The 2,131-nt window shown below is 29.7% G+C and carries 1 protein-coding gene; it reads right to left on the bottom strand.

The window, feature by feature from the left end; all coding sequences use genetic code 11:
* A partial coding sequence (locus ACWIX0_RS13355; RefSeq protein ID WP_454174474.1) for a DUF5675 family protein occupies positions 1 to 2,115 on the bottom strand: 2,115 nt, incomplete at its 3' end.
* Between the last annotated feature and the right edge of the window lie 16 nt (positions 2,116 to 2,131).

Here is a 2,131-nt window from a genome sequence, read left to right on the forward strand (position 1 = left end):
TATATTTTTGGAATATTCCGTTACAGCACTTATATCAACATTGCCCTGCCCCATCACTTCAATATCTCTCAAATCATCATATTGTCTATTTGTCTTATTTATCTCAAATTTATTTCTAACCCTCACTTCAATATACATTTCAACAAATTCTTTTATATTATTTGTCGTTTTGCCAAGTATTTCTTTTGTTAATTCGCCTTGCACATAATTATGAAAAGTTAGGCTTTTATATTCCTTATCTAAAACATTATCCACAATGTTACCATCTTTATCTTTTACTTCTTTTGCTTTGATTAACAAACAACCATCGCTCATTTTTGGAGAAAACCCATCGTGTATAAGTATATGTCTATTGTGATGAACAAAACTATTTTTTAGATTTAATGTATTATTTTGAAAGTGTCTTTTAACTTCTATGCCATTCTTATAAACTTTATGCCACACAACCCCATACCCCCCCTCTGGGATTCGTAGCTTTAGCTCTCCACCTATGCTATCAGGTCCATTGCGCTCTAGTATGTAAGCATAGTTGTTTTCATCATTTGGTAATGAAAAAGGGTTAAACATTTCATATTCTTTATTGTCTTGCGCTATATTTTTTTCTATAAAATTACCATTAGAATCTATCCTTTTGCCATCGATAAATATATTCATTCTACCCATTGTAGATTCATTAGTTTCTTTGAATCGCTCAATGAGAATTAAAATCCGTTTTTGGTATTTCACATTAAGGGGGATATTTATAGATTCTTTTGACTTAATATGCGCAAGTAGCGTTTGAATAAAGTCATCATACTCATATCCTAAATTGATATTTTTATTGTTATTGTCTTTTTCTGCTGTTTTAAACTGCTGATTATCAATTTGTGCAACATCTACCACCGTGTTTTTATCATCTCTCTTTGTAATTTTTAGGTTAAAAAAATCTACTGATAGATATGATGCTAAATCTGATGCTTTAGTGCTTGAAGTAGGCATATATATAGCATTATCTAGTGGAATTGTAACAAAATATGATTCATTATTGTCAATTTCTGGTAAAAAATCTTGTGTATTTTTTGGGTCATCATAATAGAAACTTTTATTTTTATCTGTTTGTGAAAAATAAACACTTGCTCTATTTTTGGGTTTTATCTCTGTATCATTTATTTTATTATTTTTTATTGCTACTCCACTTCTAGCATTCCATTCCCTAATAACGCGCTTATTTTCTAAAAATTGCAAGGTTTGCCCATCAAACTCTAAACTAAAGCGCGTTTTAAGTATTTTTAGTTCTATGGAAGGGACGCGGTCGGTTAAAACATTGTTGCCATTTTTACTATAAATATGATAAGTTGGAGTATTAACATAAGCAAAGAATATGATATTTTTATTTATGAGTGTTTCTTTGTTGTTGGGATTAAATAAATTTTCATCAAACAAATCAGCAAGTTTTAAGTCAATACAATCTCCTTGTTTGTTTGTTATCTCTACATAACCTTTGGGGATAACTTTTAATTTAAAATTGTTTTGTTGGCTTTCTTGTTTATCATTGTTATTACAAATTGTATAAATTTGCTTATTACCAAGCGATGGAAATGCATCCTCTCTGCCTTTTTTATAACTCCCATTTACTACCTTAAATGCCCATTTAATATCCTCTTCTGCTATATCGTTAAATCTATGCTTATCAGCGATAATGGTTTTAATGATATTACCTTGCTTTAATTCGTCTATTTTTTTCTTCCGTTCCTCACCTTTTTGATATTTGTCTTTTACTTTATAATAGGTTTGCTTCTCATAAATAAATGCCCTTAATTGTATTTCTTGTTCTATGTCTATGGTGTAGATTTCATTATGAGGATTTGATAGAGATGAATCATTATCAATAAATTCGCTATTCTCTTGCTTATAAGCCTTGATAATGCCTATATTTGCCTTTTTTTGTTTTTGTTTAGGGAATCTAAGATGTTGAATGCAGGTTTGAAAGATACAAGGTTTAGTTGGTTGCTTTGGGTCTAAAGGCTCTTGTTTATAAGTATCACTTCCTTGTAATATTGCATAAAAAGGTTTTAGTTTGAATTTAAAGTCTATTTTAAACTCTACCATTTTGGCATTTTTATCTAGCTCACTCAATTTTTGGCTTAATCTC

It is taken from the genome of Helicobacter sp. T3_23-1059 (assembly GCF_053654515.1).